The organism is Devosia salina (assembly GCF_019504385.1).
GTDB classification, from domain to species: Bacteria; Pseudomonadota; Alphaproteobacteria; order Rhizobiales; family Devosiaceae; genus Devosia; species Devosia salina.
In genome coordinates this window covers 3,129,177-3,151,737 of the sequence record NZ_CP080590.1, presented here as the reverse complement: position 1 = coordinate 3,151,737, position 22,561 = coordinate 3,129,177, and the positions used below count along the sequence as shown (strand labels likewise).

The following is a 22,561-nucleotide window of genomic DNA, read 5'->3' as shown; positions in this document are numbered from 1 at the left end:
TGGTGTATTCACGATGCGTCGCGGGGCCGAATCTGCGCGCGAACGGGAGCAGGAGTGCGCGTGAAACAAGTGCCGGGCCGCAAGGTTGGGATCAAGGATGTGGCCGATCGGGCCGACGTCGCGGTCTCGACCGTTTCGCACGTTCTCAACGGCACGGCACCGATTTCGCCCGAAGTGCGGGCGCGCGTTCTGGAGGCCGCGGGGACGCTGGGCTACCTGGCCAAGCGTCGGGAAAAGGCGACGATCGCCGTGCTCCGGAGCGTGATGCTGGCGGTGCCGAGCGATACGCTTCCGCACAATGAGTACAATCTCTATTCATGGACGCTGCTGAGCCGGTTGATGCGCGAGTGCGAGCGCCGCTCGATCCGGGTGGTGCCGGTAGAGGTTGATCAACCCAATTTCAGCGGCAGCGAGTTGATCGCGCAGGCGCGGGCCGCTGAGGTCGATGGCATTTTGCTGCTGAACGACGACCGGCGCGAATTGCTGCAGGAAATCGCCGGTTCCGGCATTCCGGCCGTGCTGATGAACGGCGAAGACCAGGAGATGCAGATCGACAGCGTCACGCCCGGCAACCGGTTTGCGGCGCGCTACGCGACCAACTGGCTGATCGAGCAGGGGCATCGCAACATCATGCACCTGACCTGGGAGGGTCGAAGCACGATCCGCCGCCGCCGTGACGGCTTTCTGGATGCCTTTCGCGCCAACAATCTCTCGCTCGAAACGGCCTATGTGCATCACGCGGAAGGTTACCTGCCCGATCTGGGGGGGGCGGCGATCGAGCGCTGGATTGCCAAGCATGAGGGCCTGGGCGGGATCACGGCGATCTTCTGTGCGGCCGACAATCTGGCGCTGGGGGCAATGACGGCCCTGCGCAATGCGGGTTACGCCATGCCACGGGATGTATCGGTGGTCGGCTTCGACGGCGTCGCGCTGGGCGAATTCACTGCGCCTTCGCTCACCACGGTCAGCGTGCCTCTCGACCATATGGGGACAGCAGCGCTGCATCTGCTCGAACAGCGCATCACCAATGCCAATGCCGCCCTACCGGCCCACCGGCTGGAACTGGGCTGCCGGTTGACGATCCGGGGCAGCGTCCGCACGCTGCCCTAGCCTATGCGGGGCCGAACAGGTCGGAAAGAAGCTGCTGGCGGGCCATTTCGACACTGCCCAGCAGGCCGGCACGACTGCCTGTTTCGCTTCGACGGATGACGACCGGGCGGGGCCAGGCCGCCGAGACCAGCGGGCGCACCCGGTCGATAAACTCCTCACGGGCACCGACACTGCCACCGAAGACCACCGTTTCGGCGTCGACCAGTGCCAGAATGCTCACCACCCCGCGGGCGACGAACTGGGCGGCCTGGTCAAGGGCCTGCAACCCAGCGTGATCGCCATTTGCAGCGGCGCGGAATATCTGCTCGACACTGTGCTCGGTGGGCCCCCCGGCCGCCACGTAAAGGCGCCGGATGCCAGCTTCCCCGACCTGGTTTTCGAGGGCCGGCGTGCCGGAAAAGTCCAGCTGCCAGAGCGGCAGATAGCCGATCTCCCCCGCACCGCCATGGGCACCCCGGAGCAGGTGTCCATTGACCATGAGGGCGCTGCCGATGCCGGTTCCCAGGGCGACGAAAGCCATGTTGGCCGACGCGTCGGGCTGGCTCCGTACCTCGGCGACAAGCGCGAGGTTGACGTCGTTGTCGAGGTGCACATGCCCGCCAAGCGCCGAGGTCAACGGTTCGAGCAGGGCGACCCCTTCGATCCCGGGCATGTTGCCTGCCAGGCTCAGGCGCCCGGTGCGCGGATCGACGGCGGCGGGTACGCCGATCGTAGTGTTGCGGACGTGGTAGCGCGGCAGGCCCGCATGGCTGCACAGGCGGTCGGCAATGGCGGCGATCTGGGTGACCAGGGCGTCCGCTCCACGCCTGGTGCTGGGCTCGGTGTACTCGGCCAGCAGCGTGCCGCGCATGTCGCAAACCGCGCCGGAAATCTTGGTTCCGCCGACGTCAAACCCCATGGCCAGGGCTGCATTGGCCCGCAGCGCATATGATAATTGCGATCGCCCGGGCAAACCGTCATGTGTGCCCGCTACATGGACGAAGCCGCGACTCTCAAGCGTGCCAAGAAGGTCCGACACCGAATGGCGCGGCAACCCGATGCGGCGCGAAAGCGCGGGGCGTTGCAGCGAAGGCGATGCCATCAGCAGGTCCACCAGCCGACGCAAGTAACTATCTGGGGAATTTTTTTCAGCAGCGCCGGCAGGGCGCGTTGTGGCGGTCCCGGGAGGCGTAGCTCGTTGAATCTCATGCCGATCTTGCATGGAAGATGGATCGTCTGAATGCATTTTGAGATCACTTTCGAGGGTCGTGAAAATTGTTTCATATTGCGAAAGTGTGAAACTGCCGCAAGGATGCTGCATGTAACAGCAAAGATCGCGCAATATGCAAGGTGCATTGCAAGCGACAGCGCTGGAGCAGGAGAGGGAAGGGAGGAGCTTCATGCAAAAATTTTTGCAGGAAATGTCAGTCACTTCCAATGGAGATCACGCGCTCGCTTTGTCACCAGACGGTGCATTGCGGCGCGCAAAATGAGGAAGACGTCTATGAATGCCAAGAAATGGATCGCGACGGTCGCGATTGCGGCGCTGTCGACGACGGCAATGACCGCGGTTGCCTGGGCCTTCCAGGAAGCGCCGATGCTGGACGAAATGGTGGGCGCCGGGCAGCTCCCTCCGGTCGATGAGCGCCTGCCGGTGAACCCCACCGTTGTCGACGCCCTGACAGTGGGCGAGTATGGCGGCACCTGGCACCGTGCCTATAGCGGTCCCGGCGATCGCTGGGGTCCCACCAAGCTCATGGAAGAGCGCGTGCTCAAGTGGACCGCCGATGCCTCCGGTGAGGCCGTATTGAAGCCCGGCTATATCGAGAGCTATTCGGTCAACGACAGTTCCACCGAATTCACCTTCACCCTGCTCGAAGGGCTGAAGTGGTCGGATGGCGAGCCGGTCACCACCGAGGACGTCGAATTCTGGTACAATGACGTGTTCCTGAACACCGATATCGTGCCCAATATCGATCCGACCTTTGCGCCGGGCGGCGTCCCGCTGCAGCTCGAGGTCAAGGACGAGCGCACCTTCACCATCAAGTTCGCCCAGCCTTACGTGTATTTCCTGCAGATCCTGGCCAAGGACTCGACTGGCGAGCCGAGCCTGGACCGGCCCAGCTTCCTGTTCCCGAAGCACTATCTGAGCCAGTTCAACAACAAGTATGCCAGCGAAGAAGAGCTGGCTGCCGCCGCCGCCAAGTTCAACGTCGCCAAGTGGACCGATCTGTGGGGGTCCAAGGGCGCTGCGACGGCCTGGTGGGCCAATCCGGACCTGCCGGTGATCACCGCCTGGAAGATCGAAACCCCGGCGCCGGCCGAAACCGTCACCATGGTTCGCAATCCCTACTATTACGCCGTCGATCAGGAAGGGAACCAGCTGCCCTATATCGACCGCATCGAACACCGCCTGTTCCAGGATCCGGAAACGCTCAACCTGATGGTTGCGCAGGGCCAGATCGACATGCAGGCCCGCTATATGGGCCTGGACAACTACACCTTCTACAAGGAGAACGAGGCGCGCGGCGGCTATCACGTGGTGACCGGCCGAGACTCCAATGTCTGGTCGATCATTCCAAACCAGACGGTGAAGGATCCGGTGCTGCAGGCCCTGTTCCAGAACCCCGACTTCCGCCATGCCCTGTCGGTCGCTGTCGACCGCGAGGCGATCATCGAGCTGACGCAGTCGGGACTGGCCTTCCCCATCCAGACCGCGCCGGTGAACGGTTCGCCCTATTACAGGGAAGAGCTGTCGTCGCACTGGACCGAATATGATCCCGACCAGGCCGACACCCTGCTCGATGCGGCCGGTCTGACCGAGCGCGACGGCGCTGGTTTCCGCCTGCGTGAAGATGGGCAGCGCCTCAGCCTGACCATCGAGGCCAATGACGCGGCCCATGCCAAGACGCTCGAAGTGATGGCGGACATGTTCGCCGATGTCGGCATCGAGCTGCTGCCGCGCGTCATCGACCGCACCCAGTGGGACAACAACCGCGACAATAACGACTTCCAGCTGCAGTGGATGCCGTTCGACCGTCTGACCTATGTGCCGGCCGACCCGCGCCTGATGCTGGGCAGCCAGTCCTTTGGTACCGAATACTTCAAGTGGTACCAGACCGATGGCGAAAGCGGCATCGAGCCTCCTGAAGGCAGTGCCGTGCGCGACATGTTCGCTGCCTGGGACGAGGCCTCGCAGGCCCTGACCCTGGAAGAGGCCGACGCGGCCGTGAACGAGATGATCGCCGACTTCGTCGATGCCGGCTATGTCATCGGCGTCTATGGTGGCGGTGCAGTGGTCAACATCGTGTCGGACAAGATGCAGAACGTGCAGCCCGACCTGGTGCAGGACGACATCTTCCGCGGCGTGGGCATTGCCCGCACCCAGCAGTTCTGGTTCGACCAGGACTAAGCAAGCAACCGGCCCGGGACCGACTGACGGTCCCGGGCCGCCCTTCATGACTTGAGCCGCCCCCCGCAATATCGGGCGGCTCGGGGAGGAACAGCAGCATGATCGCCTTCATTCTCCGGCGCGCATTTCTGGCGATCCCGACGCTCGCCTTCATTTCATTCATTGCCTTTGTGATCATCCAGTTGCCGCCGGGCGACTACATCACCGCCTATGCCGCCGAACTGCGCCACCAGGGCGAATACATTACCGAGGCGCAAGAGGCCGCCATGCGGGCCCAATATGGGCTCAACGACCCGATCCTGGTCCAATATTGGCGCTGGATCACCGACATCATCTTCCATGGCGATTTTGGCTATTCGCTGCAGTGGAATGCGCCGGTTTCCAGCCTGATCTGGGACCGCCTCGCCATTACGCTGGCCATTTCCACCCTCAGCCTTGTGTTCACTTGGATCATCGCCATCCCGGTCGGCGTCTATTCGGCGACGCGGCAATATTCGGTGCTCGACTATGTGTTCACGGTCTTCGGATTCCTGGGCAAGGGCATTCCGGATTTCCTCCTGGCGCTCATCCTGCTCTGGGTCAGCTTCGTTTATCTCAACCTCGATGTCGGTGGCCTGTTCTCTGCACAATACCAGAGCGCGCCCTGGAGCCTGGGCAAGGTGATCGACCTGCTCCAGCACCTGTGGATCCCGCTGGTCGTGCTGGCCACGGGCGGCGCGGCCGGGCTGATCCGCGTGATGCGCGCCAATATGCTCGACGAGTTGGGCAAGCCCTATGTGGAAACGGCCTATGCCCAAGGCCTGAGCGAGGCCCGCGTGGTCTGGGGCTATCCGGTGCGCGTGGCGCTCAATCCGTTCATCTCGACCGTGGGCTGGGCGCTGCCGGCGCTGTTCTCCGGCGACATCATCACCGCCGTGGTGCTGAACCTGCCGACCACCGGCCCGCTGCTGCTGCAGGCGCTCAAGATGCAGGACATGTATCTGGCGGGCAGCTTCATCCTGGTGCTCAGCGTCTTCACCGTGATCGGCACGCTGATCTCCGACATTCTCCTGGCGTGGTTCGACCCGCGCATCCGCTACGCGTGAGGCAATGGCCATGACCGAGCAGACAATCGACAACGCGCCCGAGACCGTGCGCGACCGCAAGGAAGAGCTGTTTACCGCCAAACCCTGGCAGCTGATCTGGCGCCGGTTCTCGCGGCACACGCTGGCCATGATCTCGATGTGGTTCCTGAGCATCCTGATCCTGGCGGCAGTCTTTGCCGACATGGTCGGCCCCTATGATCCGTTCGAGGTGCAGCGCCTGCGCACGCTGGCGCCGCCCACGCCCATCCATCTGTTCCACGAGGGGCAATTCGTCGGACCCTTCGTCTATGGGCTGGCGCGCGAGCGCGATCCGGAGACAGCTCGGGTGATCTTTGCCGAGGACACCGATAAAGTGCTGCCGATCCAGCTGTTCGCGCAGGGCGACGAATACAGCTTCTTTGGCCTGTTCAAGACCAATTTCCACCTGTTCGGCGTCAACGATCGGCGCGACCAGATCAACCTTCTGGGCACGGACGATCTCGGACGCGACGTGTTCTCGCGGCTCATCCATGGCGCGCGCGTCAGCCTTTCGGCTGGTCTTGTCGGGGTTGCCTTTGCCTTCATCCTCGGGCTCACGCTGGGGTCGATTTCGGGCTATTTCGGCGGCTGGATCGACAGTTCCATCCAGCGGCTGATGGAGTTCATCCGCTCCATTCCGACCATCCCCCTTTGGATGGGGTTGGCGGCTGCCCTGCCGGTGGCCTGGGACCCGCTGTTTGTCTATGTGCTGATCACCCTCATCCTGGCGTTGATCGGCTGGACGCATCTGGCGCGTGTGGTGCGCGGGCAGTTCTTCGCCATCCGCAACGAGGATTATGTGATGGCGGCCCGGCTGGCCGGGGCCTCCGAATATCGCATCATCACCAAGCACATGCTGCCCTCGATGACCTCCTACATCATTGCCGCGCTGACGCTGGCAGTGCCGGACATGATCCTGGGCGAGACGGCACTGAGCTTCCTGGGCCTGGGTCTGCGCCCGCCGGTGGTCAGCTGGGGCGTGCTGCTGCAGGACGCGCAGAACCTGCGCTCGATTTCGCTGGCGCCCTGGCTTCTGTCGCCCGGGATCGCGGTGGTGCTCACCGTGCTTGCCTTCAATTTCCTCGGCGATGGTCTCCGCGACGCCGCCGACCCTTATGGGCAATAGTAGTATGAACCATTCCCCCATGCCCCCCGAGCGCCTGCTCGAACTGGACAATGTGCAGGTGCACTTCCCCATGCGTGAAGGCCTGGTGAAGGCCGTCAACGGCGTGTCCTACCATGTCAATAAGGGCGAAGTGCTCGGCATTGTGGGCGAGAGCGGATCGGGCAAGTCGATCACCGCCCGCGCGATCATGCGGCTGCTGCCCAAGCGCGCCATCGATGCTGGCGGCAGCATCCGGTTCCGGCCCCGTAGCGGCGAGGCGTTCGAGCTTTCGAGCCTCTCGCGCAATAGCCGGGCCATCCGCGAGGTCCGGGGCAACCATATCGGCATGATCTTCCAGGAGCCGATGACGGCGCTGTCACCGGTGCACACCATCGGCACCCAGATCATGCGCACCGTGCAATTGCACAAGGGCTTGAGCCGGGCCGCAGCGCGCGAACGCGCCATCGAGCTCCTGGGCAAGGTGCAGCTGCCGCGCCCGGCCGAACTGGTCGATGCCTATCCGCATCAGCTTTCGGGCGGCATGCGGCAGCGCGCCATGATCGCGCTGGCCATTTCCTGCGACCCGAGCCTGTTGATCGCGGACGAGCCGACCACGGCGCTGGACGTGACCACCGAGGCGCAGATCCTCGAACTGCTCAAGCAATTGCAGTCCGAACTGGGCATGGCGATAATCTTCATCACCCACAATTTCGGCGTGGTGGCCGATATCGCGGACCGCGTGTCGGTGATGTATCTGGGCCATATCGTCGAGACGGCGAGCGTCGATGATATTTTTTACGCGCCCAAGCACCCCTATACGCAGGCGCTTCTGCGCTCGATTCCGCGGCTCGGTGTCGACCAGGGGCGGCGCCTGCCAACCATTCCCGGCATGGTGCCCGATCCGTTCAGCGTCCCCCGGGGGTGTGAGTTCAATCCCCGCTGCAGCCACGCCATCGCCGGGCTCTGCGATGTTCAGGAGCCGCCCGAGAAGCGGTTCAACGGGCAGATGTCGCGCTGCCACATCGCGGACCAGTTTGCCAAGGAGCCGGCTCATGCCTGAGGCCACCACCATGACCCAGACCATGCCGGATGACGTGCTGATCTCGGTGCGCAACCTCAAGAAGTACTTTCCCGTGCATGCCGGCTGGCTGCGGCGCAAGGTCGGGGACATCAAGGCGATCGATGACGTGTCGCTCGATATCCGCAAGGGCGAGACCTTCGGTCTCGTCGGCGAGTCCGGCTCGGGCAAGTCCACCGTGGCGCGGCTGATGCTGCGCGCCTATTCGCTGACCGACGGGCAGATCCTGTTCCGCCAGGCCGATGGATCGGTGGTCGATCTCTCCGCGCTCAGCGACCGGCAGATGCGCTCCATGCGGCGCGAAATGCAGATGATCTTCCAGGATCCCTATTCCTCGCTCAACCCGCGCATGACGTTGCTCGAGCTGGTGGGTGAACCCATGGTCATCCACGGGGTCGGTTCGCAGGGGGAAATCCGCGACCGCGTCGCCGAACTGCTGCAGGTGGTGGGCCTGCGGCCCGAGTTCATCGGTCGCTATCCGCACGCCTTTTCCGGTGGGCAGCGCCAGCGTATCGGCATTGCCCGGGCATTGGCGCTCAATCCCAGTTTCATCGCCGCAGACGAGGCCGTGTCAGCCCTCGACGTGTCGGTGGCGGCACAGAACATCAACCTGTTGCAGGACCTGCAGGAGAGGTTTGGCCTCACCTATCTCTTCATCACCCATGACCTGGGCATGGTCGAGCATATCTCGGACCGCGTCGGGGTGATGTATCTGGGCCGGCTGATGGAAGTGGCGCCGACCGAACAGCTCTTTGCCAAGCCGCTGCACCCTTATACCGAGGCCCTGATGGCCGCGGTGCCGCAGCCGGATCCGCGCGGCAACCGGGCGCGCAAGCGCGTGCCGCTCAAGGGTGAAATCGCCAATGCCGCCAATCCGCCGGCAGGCTGCAGCTTCCACCCGCGCTGTCCCTATGCACAGGCCAAATGCGCCACTGAAGTGCCGGCCCTGCGGACGGTGGCTGGCGGCCGGCAGGTGCGTTGCCACTTCGCCGAAGAATTGTCGCTGGTCGGGGCGGTGGCATGAAGCTGGACGGCGCGCATGACCTGGCGGCCCGGCTGGCGCCGCAGCTGATGCTGGATGCCAGCGAGCCCTATCGCCCTGTCGCCTATGGCTACACGGTGTTCAGGACCGCCGGTCAGTCGCCCTCGTCGAAATTCTTGGTCGAACCGGTCGCCGCGGTGACGGTCGAATATGCGATCTACTATGATTGGGACATCGGCCATCTCTATGATCTCGAGCATGTCTGGGTCCATGCCGATGAAGAAGGCCGGGTCGTTCGCGTCGAAGCCTCGGCGCATGGCGGTCGACGGGTCATGGATGCCGGAAACGGCCAGGCGGAACTGCGTGATGGCCGCCCGGTGGTCTATGTCGAGGCCGGCAAGCATGCCCATTGGGCTACTCCGGAGCTGATGGGTGAGGGGGACCGCCAGAAGCTGGCGATCGCCTGTGGCCCGGCAGCCGGCATCGAGGGCGTGCATCTTGGCAATCCCTTTGCGCAGCGCGGCGACTATCGACCAAGCGGGGCCGACCATCGCCTGGCCCGGCTCAAGATGCGGCGCGATGCCTTCGTGCCCAGTCATCGCTACCTGGCGCTGACCGAGCCCGTGCAATTGATGCCCTGGGCCGAGCTGGAGGCCAGCATTCCCGAGCGGGTCGAACATGAGCTTGCCCGGTTGCGGGGCGCGAATGGACATCTCAGGGCGGTGTTTCTCGATTGCGGCGATACGCTGGTCGATGAACGCACCGAGGTTAAGGCGCCTGGTACCGAAGTGGTGCTGCAGGGCGACCTCATCCCCGGCGCTGGCGAAATGATGCGCGCGCTCAAGGCCGCCGGCTATTGCCTGGTGCTGGTGGCCGATGGTCCGCGGCAGAGTTTCGTCAACCTGCTTGGGCGCCACCAGCTCTGGGATCTGTTCGACGCCCATGTGATTTCCGAGGATATTGGCGCGCTCAAGCCTGACGCGCGCATGTTCGAGGCGGCGTTTTCGGCGATCGGTATCGACCGGTCCGAGGCCTGGCGCTGCGTCATGGTGGGCAACAATCTCTCGCGCGACATCAAGGGCGCCAATGCGCTGGGCATCACCTCGGTCTTCATGGCCTGGTCGAGCCTGCGCACGCATGAGCCTGCCGATTCCAGCGAGCACCCCGATTACAAAATAGGTTCTCCCGAAGAACTGCCGGCCCTGTTGGAGCAGCTCGAATCCCTGCTGCATTACCGCGGGCCGGCACCTTTTCGGGGCTGAGTGCAAACTGAAAGACTTTTGATGACGACGCCATTGATGAGTATCGCCCGTGGCGACAGCCTGAACGCCTGGGAACTGTCGCCCGTCGAGGCGCGCCACTTTCCCGGGGAACCAGCCCCGGCGCGTGACCCGCAGAACTACAAATACATCAATGGTTTCGTCGATGTCGGCGATCTGCCCTGCCGGGTCGCGACCTGGCGGGAGGTCGCTGCCCGCAATGTGAGCCTGCGAACGGACTGGCCAGTCGAAAGCCTCTATCTGCCGGGCAATAACCGACGTGTCGAATTCAGCCAGTTCCGACACCGGCCGACCCGGCTGGCGCGCTGGTGCCGGACGCGGCTTGTGGCGCCCGAGGACCGCTACTGCTCGTTCCGTCTTTCGACGCGCGGGGGCGTGCATATCTGGGTGGATGGCGTGCTCGCAGCGCGGTTCGAGCCATTCACCCGCAACCAGACACAGGAGACCGTGGTCCACCTGCCTCTCAAGGCCGGTGGGAGCGACGTTATCGTGCTGACCGAAGACATGGCCGAGCGCGACGTCAACTGGTTCTTCGAATTGGTGTTGCTTGACGACGTGCGGCTCGACGTCTTCCTTGAGGGCGCGCGGCTGGGTCGTAATGTCGAGGCGCTCAAGGCGCTGTCCAGCCAGGTGCGGACGCGGGGGGATGTGATCAGCGGCGCCCAGGATGTGGTGCTGGCGTTCGACACCCCGGCGCGCATTGCTGTCGATATCGTGGCGCGGATCAGCACCACCTCGCATACCCATGCGACCCTGCTCGATCGCACCCTGCATCTGCCCGCGGGGGCGACCAGCGTGACCCTCTGCAGCGGCACGGAACTGCCCGACGGCTATCATACGCTCGACCTGACCTTTGTGGCCGGTGACAGCCGGGTGGATCGCTCGATTGGCTGTCCGATCCTGCACGACATCGAGCCCAGCGACATTGGTCCCGATCTCGCCAGCCGCAAGGCGCGGGCACTGGAGCATGCCGCGCTGCACGGTGAGATGCGCATGGGCACCGCCACTGCGATCCTCGCCACCGGCCGCGCGGACGACCCACGACTGCGGCCGATCATCGAGGACACGCTGCTGGCGATCGAGGAGCGGCGGGACTGTGCCGATTTCGTTTCGGTGCCGCTGCTCTGGGCCTGGATACGCCACCAGAGCGATTTCCCAAGCGATCTTGCCGAACGCACACGCCGCGCTCTGCTCGAATTCCGCTATTGGGTGGACGAGCCGGGCAATGACGTGATGTGGTTCTGGAGCGAGAACCACGCGCTGTGCTTCCACGTCTCCCAGCTTCTGGCCGGTCTCAGCTTCCCCGAGGCGGTCTTCGCCTGCTCCGGACGGACCGGCGCCCAGCAGGCAGCCCTGGCAACAGAGCGCCTCGGGCTGTGGCTGGATTCGGTGGAGGAAGAAGGCCTGGCCGAGTGGAACTCGGCTGCCTACTACCCGGTGGACTTCATTGGCCTGCTGGCTCTGGTCGAGCTGGCGCCGGAGCCGATTGCCGGGCGCGCGAAGGTGCTCTGCGATCGCATCTTCACCATGGTCGCGCTCCATACGCTTGGCGGTGTCCCCGCAGGGTCGATGGGGCGGGCCTATGACAAGGAACTGCGCGCCGGACCCCTGACCGAACTGGCCCCCTTTGCAGCCGTCGCGTTTGGAACGGGCTGGCTCAACACCGGCGTGGCCTCGCTGCCGCTGTTTGCCGCGGGCGGCTATGAGTCACCGGCCGAAATCGGCGCTTATGTGGCCCCGGATGACGGGCAGGTGGTGACGGCGCGCTACACGCAGGGCTATGGCGAGGCGGCGCAATTGAGCCTCTACAAGACCCGGTATGTTCAGCTATCGAGCAATAGTGGGGCGCGCGCGGGCGGCTATGGCCACCAGCAGCATGTGCTCGACCTGCGCTTCGCCAGCCATCCCATGGCCCGCAGCTGGCTCAACCATCCCGGCGAGGACGATCCCTGGGGTCAGCAGCGTCCCTCCTATTGGGCCGGCAATGGCGTGCTGCCGCGGGTCGGCCAGCACCGCAATGCCGCCATGGCGCTCTTCCGGCTGGGGGCTACCGCCCGACTTGATTTCTCCCATGTCTATGCGGCCCAAGCTGGGCTGGTGCACCATCTGGATGGCGACACGCTGATCCTTGAAGGCGGCAAGGGGCTGGTGGCGTACAAGGCCTTGGGTCCCCTCGTGGCCATGGAGAATGGTCCCTGCGCCGGCATCGAATATCGCCTGACCGGCCCGGACCAGGGCTGGGCCGTGATCGTTGCCGAGAACCAGGACCTGGAGGCATTCACCGCCTATGTCCGGCGCTGTCGTCTGCGCCACACAGGTGGCGAAAGCCTCGTCCTCGAACGCCCCGACAATGCGCGACTGACCCTTGACTGGACCCGGGGTTTGCTGATCGGAGAAGCACAGGCACAAGAGCCGTTTGGCGGGGTCGTACCATCGATCGCGCTTGAAAGGCTGTAGCCGGCGCGATCGGCGCCGACAGACCGAACCGACCCTGACCTTTTTGGCCCTCCGGGCCGCTCCGGATTGCAACCATGCGTATTGAAAAGCTCGATCATCTTCTGTCCCGGCTGCGGAGCCATATCTTTATCCGGCTGGACACCGCCCTGCCGCTGCGGTTCCGGCGGGGGCTGCCGGAAGAGCGCTGCGCCATCGTCGCGCAGGCCTGGGACAATTGGACAGCGGTCGACAGTGAACTCGTCTGGGGCGAGCCGGAAAGCTATTTCTGGTTTGCCACACGGTTCACCCTGCCCGAGGTTGCCCGGGGACGGCGCGTCTATCTCAAGGTCGATGCGCAGTTCGGCAACACGCGCGGCCGTTCAGATCCCCAATGCCTGGTGCGGGTCAATGGCACGATTGCCCAGGGCGTCGATGGCAATCACCAGGAACTGCTGCTCAGCGAAAATGGTGAGCCCGGTGCCGCCTACGAGATCCTGCTCGAGGCCGGCACGATCGAGGACCGCCGCCAGCATGGCATGGCCATGGCGCTGCTGCTGCACGATCCGCTGGTCGAGAAAGTGTTCTACGATCTCAGCGTGCCGCTCAATGTCGCGCGGCTCCTTGCGGCTGACGATCCGCGGCGGCATTTCATCCTCACCCGCGTCGATCGCGCCCTGCGCGCGGTTGATTTCCGGCCGGGGGATGCGGAGCGGTTTGCGGCCTCGCTGCGCCGGGCCGAGGCGATCGGCGCGGAGATTTATGAAGCCGCCGACTTCGAGGAAAAGCCGGTGGTCACCGTCACCGGCCACACGCATATCGACGTCGCCTGGCTGTGGCGCATCCGCGAGACGCGGCAGAAGATGGCGCGGTCCATGTCCACGGCGCTGGCGCTGATGGAGCAATATCCCGACTATCGCTTCATGTATAATCAGGGCGTGCTGCTCGACTATCTTTCGGAAGACTATCCCGAAGTTTTCGAGCGCATGAAGGCGCAGGTCGAGGCCGGTCGCTTCGAGATCGAAGGCGCGCTGTGGCTGGAGCCGGACGCCAATATCACCAATGGCGAAAGCTTCGTGCGGCATATCCTGCATGGCATCGCCTATCACCAGGAGACCTTCGGGGTCACACCCCGCATCTTCTGGCTGCCGGACACGTTCGGCTATTCGGCCGCGCTGCCGCAATTGATGCAGCTTTCGGACGTGGATGTGTTCATCACCCACAAGCTGAGCTGGAACGACACCAACCGCATGCCCAATGAGACCTTCCACTGGGAAGGCATTGATGGCAGCACGGTGGCGGCCTATTTCCTGACCACGCAGAACTATGATTCCAAGAGCATCGGCACGACCTATTGTCCCGACCTCAAGCCGACCCATGTGATGGGCACCTGGCGGCGCCACGGGCAGCAGGACCTCAACAAGGAATTGTTCCTGGTCTATGGCCATGGCGATGGCGGCGGCGGGCCGACCCGCGAAATGCTGGAGAACATCCGTCGCATGGAAAAGGGCATTCCCGGCTGCCCCGCCGTACGCCACGAACATATGCGCCCGTTCTTCGAACGCCTGCTCAAGCGCATGGCCGAGCGGCCGCAGGATTATCCGACCTGGGTGGGCGAGCTCTATCTCGAATATCACCGCGGCACGCTGACCTCGGTGGCCAAGAACAAGCGCAACAACCGGCTGGCCGAGCAGGTGCTGCGCGAGCTCGAGGCGCTGGCGGTGCTGACCGAGCAGCGCGCCGGAACGACCTATGCGACCGAGGAACTGCACGCGCTTTGGCGGATCGTACTGCTCAACCAGTTCCACGACATTCTGCCCGGCTCGTCGATCGGCGCCGTCTTCGATGACAGCGACCACGACTATGCGGAATTCTTCACCCGCGCCGATGCATTGAGGGCCGAGCTGATGGGACATTTCGCCCAGCCGGGTCAGGCTGGGCTGTTCAATGTCCTTGGACGCGGCAGAGATGGCCTGCTCGAAATCGAGGCCCCGGATGCGCAGATCGCACGTATCGGCGATGTCGAGCTGGCCACGCAGACGATCCAGCGCGCCGATGGCACTCTTGCGCAGGCCGTGCCGGTCCGAGACCTCGCGCCCATCGCGGTGACCCCGGTTGCTCTCAGAGAGGGCATCGCCGCCTCCGGCTCAGCGGATCTGAAAGTCTCCGAAACGGGGCTGGAGAATGCCCTGATCGCCGCCCGGTTCGACGGCCAAGGCCGCATCATCTCGCTTTTCGACAAGCGCCGGCAGCGCGAACTGATCCCGCAAGGCGCGCTCGCCAACCGCTTCCAGGCTTATCGCGACATGCCGGTCGAGTACGACGCCTGGGACATTGACGAAAGTTTTGAAGACCAGATCTGGGAGATCGACGACCTCGTCTCGGCCGAGGTGGTCGAGACCGGTCCCTATCGCGCCGCCATCCGCTTCGAATGGCGCTACGAGAATTCCCGGCTGGTGCAGGTGGTGGCGCTCGAAGCGGGGAGCGACCAGCTCGATTTCGACAGCTTCATCGATTGGCATGAGCATGACACGCTGGTCAAAGCCGCGTTTCCGCTCGACCTGCTGGTGCGCGAGAGCACGGCGGAGATCCAGTTTGGGCATGTGCGTCGCCCCGCCCACCGCAACACCTCCTGGGACCAGGCCCGGTTCGAAACGGTCATGCATCGCTGGGTCGATCTGTCCGAGCCCGATTTCGGCGTCGCCATGCTCAATGACAGCAAATATGGCTATGACGTCGTGGGCAGCACGCTGCGGCTGACAATCCTCAAATCGCCCACCTATCCCTGGCCCAAGGCCGACCAGGGCGAGCACCGTTTCCGCTACGCCCTCGTCGTGCATCACGGCCTGCTCGAGAGCGACATTCCTGGCCGCGCCGAGGCCTTCAACCTGCCCCTCAAGCTGGTGCCGGGTGCGGCGGAGGCACCGGTGGCCGGGGCGCCGCTGCTGCGCCTCGACGGCACCGGTGTCACGCTTGAGGCACTCAAGAAGAGTGAAGACGGCGCGGGCATGGTGGTGCGACTGTGGGAGACACATGGCCGGGCCACCGAGGCGGTGTTGCACCTGCCGGCCGGGATCAAAGAGGCGCAGATCGTCAACCTTCTCGAACAGAAGGGGATGGCCATGGCCATCACCGACAATGCCGTGCGGCTCAGCCTTGCGCCGTTCCAGATCCTGACGCTCAAGCTCAATTCCTGACCAAGCCAATTGCCGGAGACTGGCCGATGATCCCGCCGCTTCCCGAAACACTGCCCTCCCTTGAAGGGTTCTCCCAAGGGGTCTGGGTCAAGGGCGACTGGCATCTGCACTCGCGACACAGCACCGATTCTTCGAACAATCCGGAGGCCAAGATCATCGGCTTTGCCGAGCGGATGGGCTTCGACTACCTGGCGATCACCGATCACGATGTGCATGTGATGGGCGCGGTGGCGCATCATACGTGGGCCGATCCCGAGTTCCGCTCCGACAGCGTGCTGCTGTTCTATGGCGCCGAGCTGACGGCGGCGCGCGGACACATCAACATTCTCTCGTGCGAGCCCTATGACCATCAGCGCATCTTCGATGCGCGGGACGACCGGGACTGGAACCTGCTTCGGCTCAAGCAGGAGCTTGGCGTGCACATGTCCGCCAATCATCCCAGCACCAAGAACCATTACGGCTATTCGTTCGACCTGGCTGACTCGGTGGAAATCTGGAACGGCTGCGTCTGGCCCAAGAACATCCCCGGCGTCCGCATCTGGGACGACATGCTGAAGTCCGGCCGGATGCTCGGCGCCCGCGGGGGCAGCGATTCCCATCATGGCGTGCCCGATACGCCCGAGCAGATCGTGCCGCTCTCGGTCGAGGCAAGTGCCAATTACGTGGGGACGCCGACGACCTGGATCTTTGCCCGCGAGCGCAGCAAGCCGGCGATCCTCAGGGCCCTTGAGCAGGGCCGGGCTTCCGTCAGCTCCAACCCCTATAATCCCCGCGTCGAGCTCTATGCCGATGTGGATGGCGACGGGGTCATGGAGATGATGATGGGCGACAATGTCCATCCCACCGGCCGCCCCGTCACCTTCGAGGTGCGGCTGGCCGGCGGCGGTATCCCCGGGGCCAATTATGGGGTGCGCGTCATCAAGAACCGCGACCCCTTTGGCAGCTTCGTGACGGATGCCGAGAGCCGGACAGTTCGGTTCACCGATACGCCGGGCCTGGGCGAGCGCAATTACTACCGGGTTGAGATCGAGGGGCCGCAGGCGCCCTATCCCGAAGTGCCGAATTCAATGGCGCAAAGCCAGAACATGATCGCCCTCTCCAACCCGCTCTATTTCAATTACGACCCGAGCTTCTGAGGGCATCGCCCAAAGCAATTGCCCGGGCGCAGCGACGCACCCGGGCGATGGGATGACCATGGTCGGGGCTGACGATCAGCGCGTGGAGGCGAGGCCGTAGATGGCCTCGATGTCGTCGAGCATCAGGTGAGCCGCATAGATACCGCCCGCCGTGTTCCAGATGATTTCGCTGACCCGAGCGGCCTTGCCGGCCTTGACGCCTTCCAGGTTGAGCCAGAGCGGGTCCTGGAGCCAGTCCGCGAGATTGGCAGCGGCCTCGTCGCTATTGAGGTCATCGGAGAAGTAGAAGATGCGGTCGCCATCCATTTCAGGAATGCGTTCCTTGGTGACCTCGGTGGCAAACTCATCCTTGTCCTGGGCTGGCGGCCGCTTGAAGCCGATCTGGCTGAGGGCCAGGCCCCCGAACGTGTCCTTGTAATAGATGCGGGTGCGGTTGGGCGAGAAACGGACCAGGGAAATCTCTTCGTTGACCGCCTCTCCCAGCGCATCGCGAATGGCCGATGTGCGGGCTGCAAATCCGGCAAGCGCCGCTTCGCCCTCGGCCGTCCGGCTCACGACGTCCGCATAGAATTGCAGGTTCTTCTGCCATTCGCCGCCAATGGTTTCGGTCATCACAGTGGGCGCGATGGCCGAGAGCTGGGGGTAGATTGCCTCCTGCCGCACCTTGGTGCCCAGGATCAGGTCTGGCTCGAGCGTGGCGAGAATTTCAAGATTGACGGCCAGCTCGGTGCCCAGCGGCACTGTGTCGGCCAGCGGCGCTGCGATATGGTCGTACCAGGGATCGCCATCCCAGCTCTGGGCGGCGCCGACGGGCACCACGCCGAGATAGAGCAGGGCTTCTGTGCCTTCATTGGTCAGGATGACGACGCGCTGCGGATTGTCTGGCACGTCGGTCACGCCCATGGCGTGGGTGATTTCGCGTGCGATGGCTGGGTTAGCCAGGAGGATCGTGGCCGCGATTGCAGCCAGGCCGCCGCCGGCAAGGTGCTTGAACATGGTTTTTCTCCAGTGCTCGGAAGGGATGGCCGGCATGATGGCCGGCCGGGAGGGATCAGCGGGTCGCTGCGAGGCCGTAAATGGTCTCGATGTCGTCGAGCATCAGGTGGCCTGCGATGATGCCGCCGGCAGTGTTCCAGACGGCGTCGGAAACGGGGTGCACCTTGCCGGCTTTGACCACTTCGAGGTTCTGCCAGAGTGGATCGGCCAGCCAGTCGGCGGCCTGGCCATCGCCCTCGCCATTGCCGGTTTCATAGGTGAAGTAGAACAGGCGATCCCCTTCGAACTCGGGAATGCGTTCCTTGGTGATCTGTTCGGCGAATTCGGCCTTGTCCTGGCTGGCCGGGCGGTGGAACCCAAGCTGGTCGAGAAGGATGCCCGAAAAGCTGTCCTTGAACATGATGCGGGTCTGGCCGGACATGAAGCGGGCGATGGAGATTTCCTCGGCACGAGCGTCGCCCAGGGCCTCCGACACGGCGGCGACGCGTGCATCGAACGCATCCAGCGCGGCCTGGCCTTCCGCGCCCTTGCCGGCGGCGTCGGTATAGAGCGCCATGTTGATCTTCCAGTCGCCACGCAGGCGCTCGGAGATCACGGTGGGGGCGATCGCCGAAAGCTGCTCGTAGATGTCCTCGTGGCGCTGCTTGTTCCCAAGGATGAGGTCCGGCTGCAGCGATACCAGCACTTCCAGGTTTACCGCCGACTCCTCGCCCACGACGGTGACATCGGCCATCTGATCGGCGATGTGGTCATACCAGGGGTTGCCCAGCCAGGACTTCGCAGCACCCACGGGGGTGATGCCGACAGCCAGCAGTGCTTCGGTCCCTTCATTGGTCAGCACGACGATGCGTCGCGGATGGTCGGGCACATCGGTGACCCCCATGGCATGGGTGATTTCGCGGGCGGCGGCAGGCGTGACGACGGCACCTGCCACCAGCAGGGCTGCAACAAGACGGCGCATCAACATTCTTCTCCTAAAACTTGACAACTGCGATCAGAAATCGGATGGCTGCAGTCAACAGAATTTAATCTGACTGTCAATATCAGGTTTGTTATCGTGGTCGACGCAAGCGTCACATTGCCAATGCGCGCGGTCCTGCCGCGCCTCGGCCGGATCTATGCGGGTCTTGCCCTTGCGCTTGGCCTGGCCATGCTGGCGAGCCTGACCCTGGGCTACAAGATTTATGAGCTGGCCGACGTCTGGTCGGCGCTCTTCGCCAATGACGGCTCGGAGGTGGCGACGGTGATCGCCGGCCTGCGCCTGCCGCGTGCGCTGATCGCCCCGCTGGCGGGGGCGGCGCTCGGCATGGCGGGTGTGATGGTGCAGACCCTGTCGCGCAATCGCATTGCATCGCCGGATACGCTTGGCCTCAATGGCGGCGCTTCGCTCGCCGTTGTCGTCGCCACCGTGGTATTTGGCGTGCAGTCGCTGGTGGGCCTGTCACTGGCGGCGGCGCTGGGTGCGCTGGTCACCAGCATCATTGTCTTTGGCGTGGCGGCGGGAGCCGGCGGCTTGTCGCCGCTCAAGATCGTGCTTGTGGGCGTGACCTTTGCCAGTCTCAGCCATGCAGTGGTGGAGATCATCCTCACCAGCAATGAAGCGCAGTTGCAGCAATTGCTGTTCTGGCTGTCCGGGGCCTTTGTCGACCGGCCGATCAGCCTGTTCTTCAACGGCCTGCCGGTGGTGGCGCTTGGGGCGGCCATCGCTTTTGCGCTCGCGGGCGCGCTCGACGTGCTGCATGCCGACGATGCAACGGCAACCAGCCTTGGCGTGCCGCTGGTGCTGGTGCGGGGCCTTGCCTTTGTCGCCGTGTCGCTGCTGACGGGCGCGGCCGTGTCCATGGCCGGTCCGGTGGCCTTTGTGGGCCTGGTGGTGCCGCATCTGGCGCGGCGCCTGGTCGGCCTGCGTCACCGGCACCAGCTGGCGGCGGCGGCATTGTCGGGGGGCATCTATGCCACGCTGGCCGATATCGCCGCACGCTTCGTCATCTATCCGGTCGAGGCGCCCGTGGGCGCGATCACCGCTGTTGTCGGGGCCTTGACCCTGCTGGTTCTGCTCAGGCGGAGGCTTGCATGAATACGACCGTCACCTTGCGTACGGCCGGGCGTCCCACGCCGGCGATCCTTGCGGTCGGCGTGGTCACGCTCACCTTTGTGGTCTTGTTTCTAGCCGGTATCGGCTTTGGCTCGACGTGGATGCCACTCGACACCGTGGCCGGCGTGCTGCTTGGCGGCGGCGACAAGACCGAGCGGCTGGTCGTGCTGCAATTGCGCCTGCCGCGCGTCGCGGCGGCGGCCCTGGCGGGTGGGGCCATCGCCTTTGCCGGCTATCTGCTGCAGCGGATCACCCGCAACGAGCTGGCTTCGCCCGGCGTGCTGGGGGTGGTCGATGGCGCGGCGCTTGGTGTGGTGCTGTTCATGGCAGTCTTTTCCGGCGAATCCAACGCGCTGCTCGTGCCGGTGGCCTGGCAGCCCCTGGCGGCGGCGCTGGGCGCCATAGCGGCAATCGGGCTGGTGTTCCTCCTCTCCGGACGGCAGGCCTCGTCGGCCATCCGCCTGCTGCTGTTTGGCATTGCGGTCGCGGCCGGGGCCAAGGCGCTGACCACCATCTTCATGCTGGTGGGGCCGATCTATCAGGCGGCGCAGGCCGCGCGCTGGCTGGCCGGCGCCGTCAACACCATCAACTGGACCGAGGTGCAGCTGATGACAGCGGTGCTGGTGCCGACGGCCTTCGTCGCGGCCGTGGCGGCACGTCAATTGCCGCCCGCCGATCTCGATGACATCTCCTCGCGCAGTATCGGTCTCAACCTGCCGCTCTATCGGCTTTTCATCTTCCTGCTCGCGGCCCTGCTCACGGCAGGCGCCGTGGCCTTTGCGGGGGGTGTCAGTTTTGTCGGATTGATCGCCCCGCATCTGGCCCGCATGCTGGTCGGGCGGGCCCGCGCTGCCGGTATCGTTACCTCCATCCTGCTCGGGGCCATCATGCTGGTTGGCGCGGACCTATTGGCCCGTGTGGCGTTCGCCCCGCTCGAAGTACCGGCGGGCACGGTGACGGCCATTATCGGCGCACCCTATTTCCTGTTTCTCCTCATGCGCAAGGACAACACCAATGGATGAGCCGCTGGCCAACCGGATCGAGGTGAAGAACCTGACCCTGGGCTATGGGGACGATGTGGTGCTCGACGCGCTGAGCCTGCCCATTCCGCGCGGGCAGATCACGGTGCTCGCCGGGCCCAATGGCTGCGGCAAGTCGACCCTGTTGCGGGCGATCCGGCGCCTGCATGCGCCACAATCGGGGCAGGTGCTGCTCGACGCCGAGGATATTTCGCGCCTTGGCGGCAAGGCGTTGGGTCGGCGGATTGGCCTGCTTGCACAAAGCCCCAGTGCGCCGCTGGACATGAGCGTGGAAGAGTTGGTGCGCCTGGGCCGCTATCCGCACCAGGCCATGTTGCAGCCCTGGAGCGCGCGGGACGACGCGGCGGTCGTCGCAGCCATGGACGGAACGGGGGTCGCGCATCTGCGCGCTCGCCGCATCGGGTCGCTCTCGGGCGGGCAGTTGCAGCGCGCCTGGATCGCCATGGTGCTGGCCCAGGAAACAGACGTCATCTGCCTCGATGAACCCGTGAACCATCTCGACATGGCCCACCAGCTCGACTGCCTCGAACTGGTGACGCGGCTGAACCGGGAGGAGGGGCGCACGATCGTGCTGGTGCTGCATGACCTCAACCTGGCAGCGCGCTATGCGGACCAGCTGGTCTTCGTCGCCGGCGGCAAGGTGCGCGAACGCGGCGCGCCCGAGGTCATGATGCGGGCCGATCTGATCGCCGAAGTGTTCAATGTCACCGCCGAGATCATCATCGATCCGGTGCATCAGCGTCCGATCTGCATTCCCCACCGGAGGGGCTAGAGCCGATAGATCCTCCGGGCATTGGCGTGGAGGAGCTTTGCCTGCTCCTCCGTGCTGGCGCCGCTGATGATCTCGCGCGTGACCGTGACCCAATCGGTCAGGCTGCCGCCCAGCGTGACCACGGGATGATCCGATCCCCACACGACCCGGTCCCAGCCGAAGCTCTCGATGACATGTTCGACATAGGGGCGCAGGGCCTCCAGCGTCCAATTCTTGCCGGCATAGGCCATGATGCCGGAAATCTTGGCATTGAGGTTCGGTAGCTCTGCAAGGGCCCTGATGTTTGCGCGCCAGGGATCGAGATCGCCGATGACAATGTCCTGGGCGCCGCAATGATCGAGGATGAAGGTCGTGTCCGGGCACCTGGCGACCAGGGCGTGCCCCAGCGGCAATTGGTCGGGGCGGAGGCAGAGATCGAAGGTCAGGCCGTGGGCAGGAAGCCGGCGCAGGCTCTCGGCGAAATGCGGCGTCTGGCCAACGCTGTCCGGGATCTCGTGAAGAATGCGGCGCAGACCGCGAATGCCGGGAATGGCAGCCAGGGACTCGAGCTGCCTTGGGAAGTCGGGGTTCTCGGGGCGACAGGCGGCGATGGCGCCGGCAATGCCGTCCAGTCCGAGGACAAAGCGGGATTCCGCTTCGATGTCCGCCTCATCGACATCGACCTCCATGTGCAGCGCGGCTTCGATGCCCAGGGGGCGGGCCTCATCGAGATAGCTCTCGATCGACCAGGGCCGGTTGAGCGGGTGACCCTGCGATATCCAGGGATAGGTGAAGCAATCCGGATAGATCAGGTGCAGATGCGTATCGATGATCGGGATCATGTGCTTGCCCTTGATTGGTCCA

Annotated in this window: 17 protein-coding genes; 13 read left to right on the top strand and 4 right to left on the bottom strand. The window is 64.4% G+C overall.

Features of this window, described 5'->3' with window-relative positions:
• The first annotated feature begins 60 nt into the window (after positions 1 to 60).
• Positions 61 to 1,110 (top strand): LacI family DNA-binding transcriptional regulator, encoded by a 1,050-nt coding sequence (locus K1X15_RS15430; RefSeq protein WP_220304495.1) that lies wholly within the window; start codon positions 61 to 63, stop codon positions 1,108 to 1,110.
• Between the two features lies 1 nt (position 1,111).
• On the opposite strand, the gene K1X15_RS15425 is transcribed toward K1X15_RS15430, so the two are convergent.
• On the bottom strand, positions 1,112 to 2,191 hold the full coding sequence (locus tag K1X15_RS15425) for an ROK family protein (RefSeq protein ID WP_220304494.1): 1,080 nt from the start codon (positions 2,189 to 2,191) through the stop codon (positions 1,112 to 1,114).
• A gap of 402 nt (positions 2,192 to 2,593) precedes the next feature.
• Here K1X15_RS15425 and K1X15_RS15420 point away from each other — a divergent pair, with 402 nt between their 5' ends.
• The 9 genes from K1X15_RS15420 (at position 2,594) to K1X15_RS15380 (ending at position 16,815) form a co-directional block, all read left to right on the top strand.
• On the top strand, positions 2,594 to 4,501 hold the full coding sequence (locus K1X15_RS15420; protein WP_220304493.1) for an ABC transporter substrate-binding protein: 1,908 nt from the start codon (positions 2,594 to 2,596) through the stop codon (positions 4,499 to 4,501).
• A 98-nt stretch (positions 4,502 to 4,599) separates the two neighbouring features.
• A complete protein-coding gene (locus K1X15_RS15415) occupies positions 4,600 to 5,586 on the top strand; it encodes an ABC transporter permease (RefSeq protein WP_220304492.1) in 987 nt (328 codons plus the stop codon).
• Between the two features lie 10 nt (positions 5,587 to 5,596).
• On the top strand, positions 5,597 to 6,730 hold the full coding sequence (locus K1X15_RS15410; RefSeq protein WP_220304491.1) for an ABC transporter permease: 1,134 nt from the start codon (positions 5,597 to 5,599) through the stop codon (positions 6,728 to 6,730).
• 4 nt (positions 6,731 to 6,734) lie between these two features.
• Positions 6,735 to 7,769, top strand: a complete 1,035-nt coding sequence (locus K1X15_RS15405) for an ABC transporter ATP-binding protein (RefSeq protein ID WP_240549515.1) — start codon at positions 6,735 to 6,737, stop codon at positions 7,767 to 7,769.
• Entirely contained in the window at positions 7,762 to 8,811 is a 1,050-nt protein-coding gene (locus K1X15_RS15400) for an ABC transporter ATP-binding protein (protein ID WP_276315269.1), read from the top strand. Before K1X15_RS15405 ends, K1X15_RS15400 begins: the two co-directional genes overlap by 8 nt.
• Positions 8,808 to 10,031: an HAD family hydrolase gene (locus K1X15_RS15395; RefSeq protein ID WP_220304490.1), complete on the top strand. Its 1,224-nt coding sequence runs from the start codon at positions 8,808 to 8,810 to the stop codon at positions 10,029 to 10,031. The genes K1X15_RS15400 and K1X15_RS15395 overlap by 4 nt, the downstream gene beginning before the upstream one ends.
• A gap of 36 nt (positions 10,032 to 10,067) precedes the next feature.
• On the top strand, positions 10,068 to 12,506 hold the full coding sequence (locus K1X15_RS15390) for a hypothetical protein (protein ID WP_220304489.1): 2,439 nt from the start codon (positions 10,068 to 10,070) through the stop codon (positions 12,504 to 12,506).
• A 74-nt stretch (positions 12,507 to 12,580) separates the two neighbouring features.
• Entirely contained in the window at positions 12,581 to 15,679 is a 3,099-nt protein-coding gene (locus K1X15_RS15385; protein WP_220304488.1) for an alpha-mannosidase, read from the top strand.
• Between the two features lie 26 nt (positions 15,680 to 15,705).
• Entirely contained in the window at positions 15,706 to 16,815 is a 1,110-nt protein-coding gene (locus K1X15_RS15380; RefSeq protein ID WP_220304487.1) for a CehA/McbA family metallohydrolase, read from the top strand.
• A 75-nt stretch (positions 16,816 to 16,890) separates the two neighbouring features.
• Here the strand turns inward: K1X15_RS15380 and K1X15_RS15375 are convergent, their stop codons facing one another.
• Both K1X15_RS15375 and K1X15_RS15370 read right to left on the bottom strand, forming a co-directional pair.
• The gene (locus K1X15_RS15375; RefSeq protein WP_220304486.1) at positions 16,891 to 17,811 is read right to left on the bottom strand and encodes an ABC transporter substrate-binding protein; all 921 of its coding nucleotides are present in this window, start codon (positions 17,809 to 17,811) and stop codon (positions 16,891 to 16,893) included.
• Positions 17,812 to 17,866: 55 nt separating this feature from the next.
• Positions 17,867 to 18,772, bottom strand: a complete 906-nt coding sequence (locus K1X15_RS15370; protein ID WP_240549514.1) for an ABC transporter substrate-binding protein — start codon at positions 18,770 to 18,772, stop codon at positions 17,867 to 17,869.
• Between the two features lie 96 nt (positions 18,773 to 18,868).
• Here K1X15_RS15370 and K1X15_RS15365 point away from each other — a divergent pair, with 96 nt between their 5' ends.
• Genes K1X15_RS15365 through K1X15_RS15355 form a run of 3 tightly spaced genes read left to right on the top strand, consistent with a single transcriptional unit; the run spans position 18,869 to position 21,718 of the window.
• On the top strand, positions 18,869 to 19,888 hold the full coding sequence (locus tag K1X15_RS15365) for a FecCD family ABC transporter permease (protein ID WP_240549513.1): 1,020 nt from the start codon (positions 18,869 to 18,871) through the stop codon (positions 19,886 to 19,888).
• Positions 19,885 to 20,928, top strand: coding sequence for a FecCD family ABC transporter permease (locus tag K1X15_RS15360; protein ID WP_220304484.1), 1,044 nt, complete (start codon positions 19,885 to 19,887; stop codon positions 20,926 to 20,928). The genes K1X15_RS15365 and K1X15_RS15360 overlap by 4 nt, the downstream gene beginning before the upstream one ends.
• Positions 20,921 to 21,718 carry an ABC transporter ATP-binding protein gene (locus K1X15_RS15355; protein ID WP_220304483.1) on the top strand — a complete coding sequence of 266 codons (798 nt, stop codon included), beginning with the start codon at positions 20,921 to 20,923 and terminating at the stop codon, positions 21,716 to 21,718. Before K1X15_RS15360 ends, K1X15_RS15355 begins: the two co-directional genes overlap by 8 nt.
• Here K1X15_RS15355 and K1X15_RS15350 read toward each other — a convergent pair.
• Positions 21,715 to 22,539 carry an amidohydrolase family protein gene (locus K1X15_RS15350; RefSeq protein WP_220304482.1) on the bottom strand — a complete coding sequence of 275 codons (825 nt, stop codon included), beginning with the start codon at positions 22,537 to 22,539 and terminating at the stop codon, positions 21,715 to 21,717. The two genes, K1X15_RS15355 and K1X15_RS15350, sit on opposite strands and share 4 nt — an antisense overlap.
• Between the last annotated feature and the right edge of the window lie 22 nt (positions 22,540 to 22,561).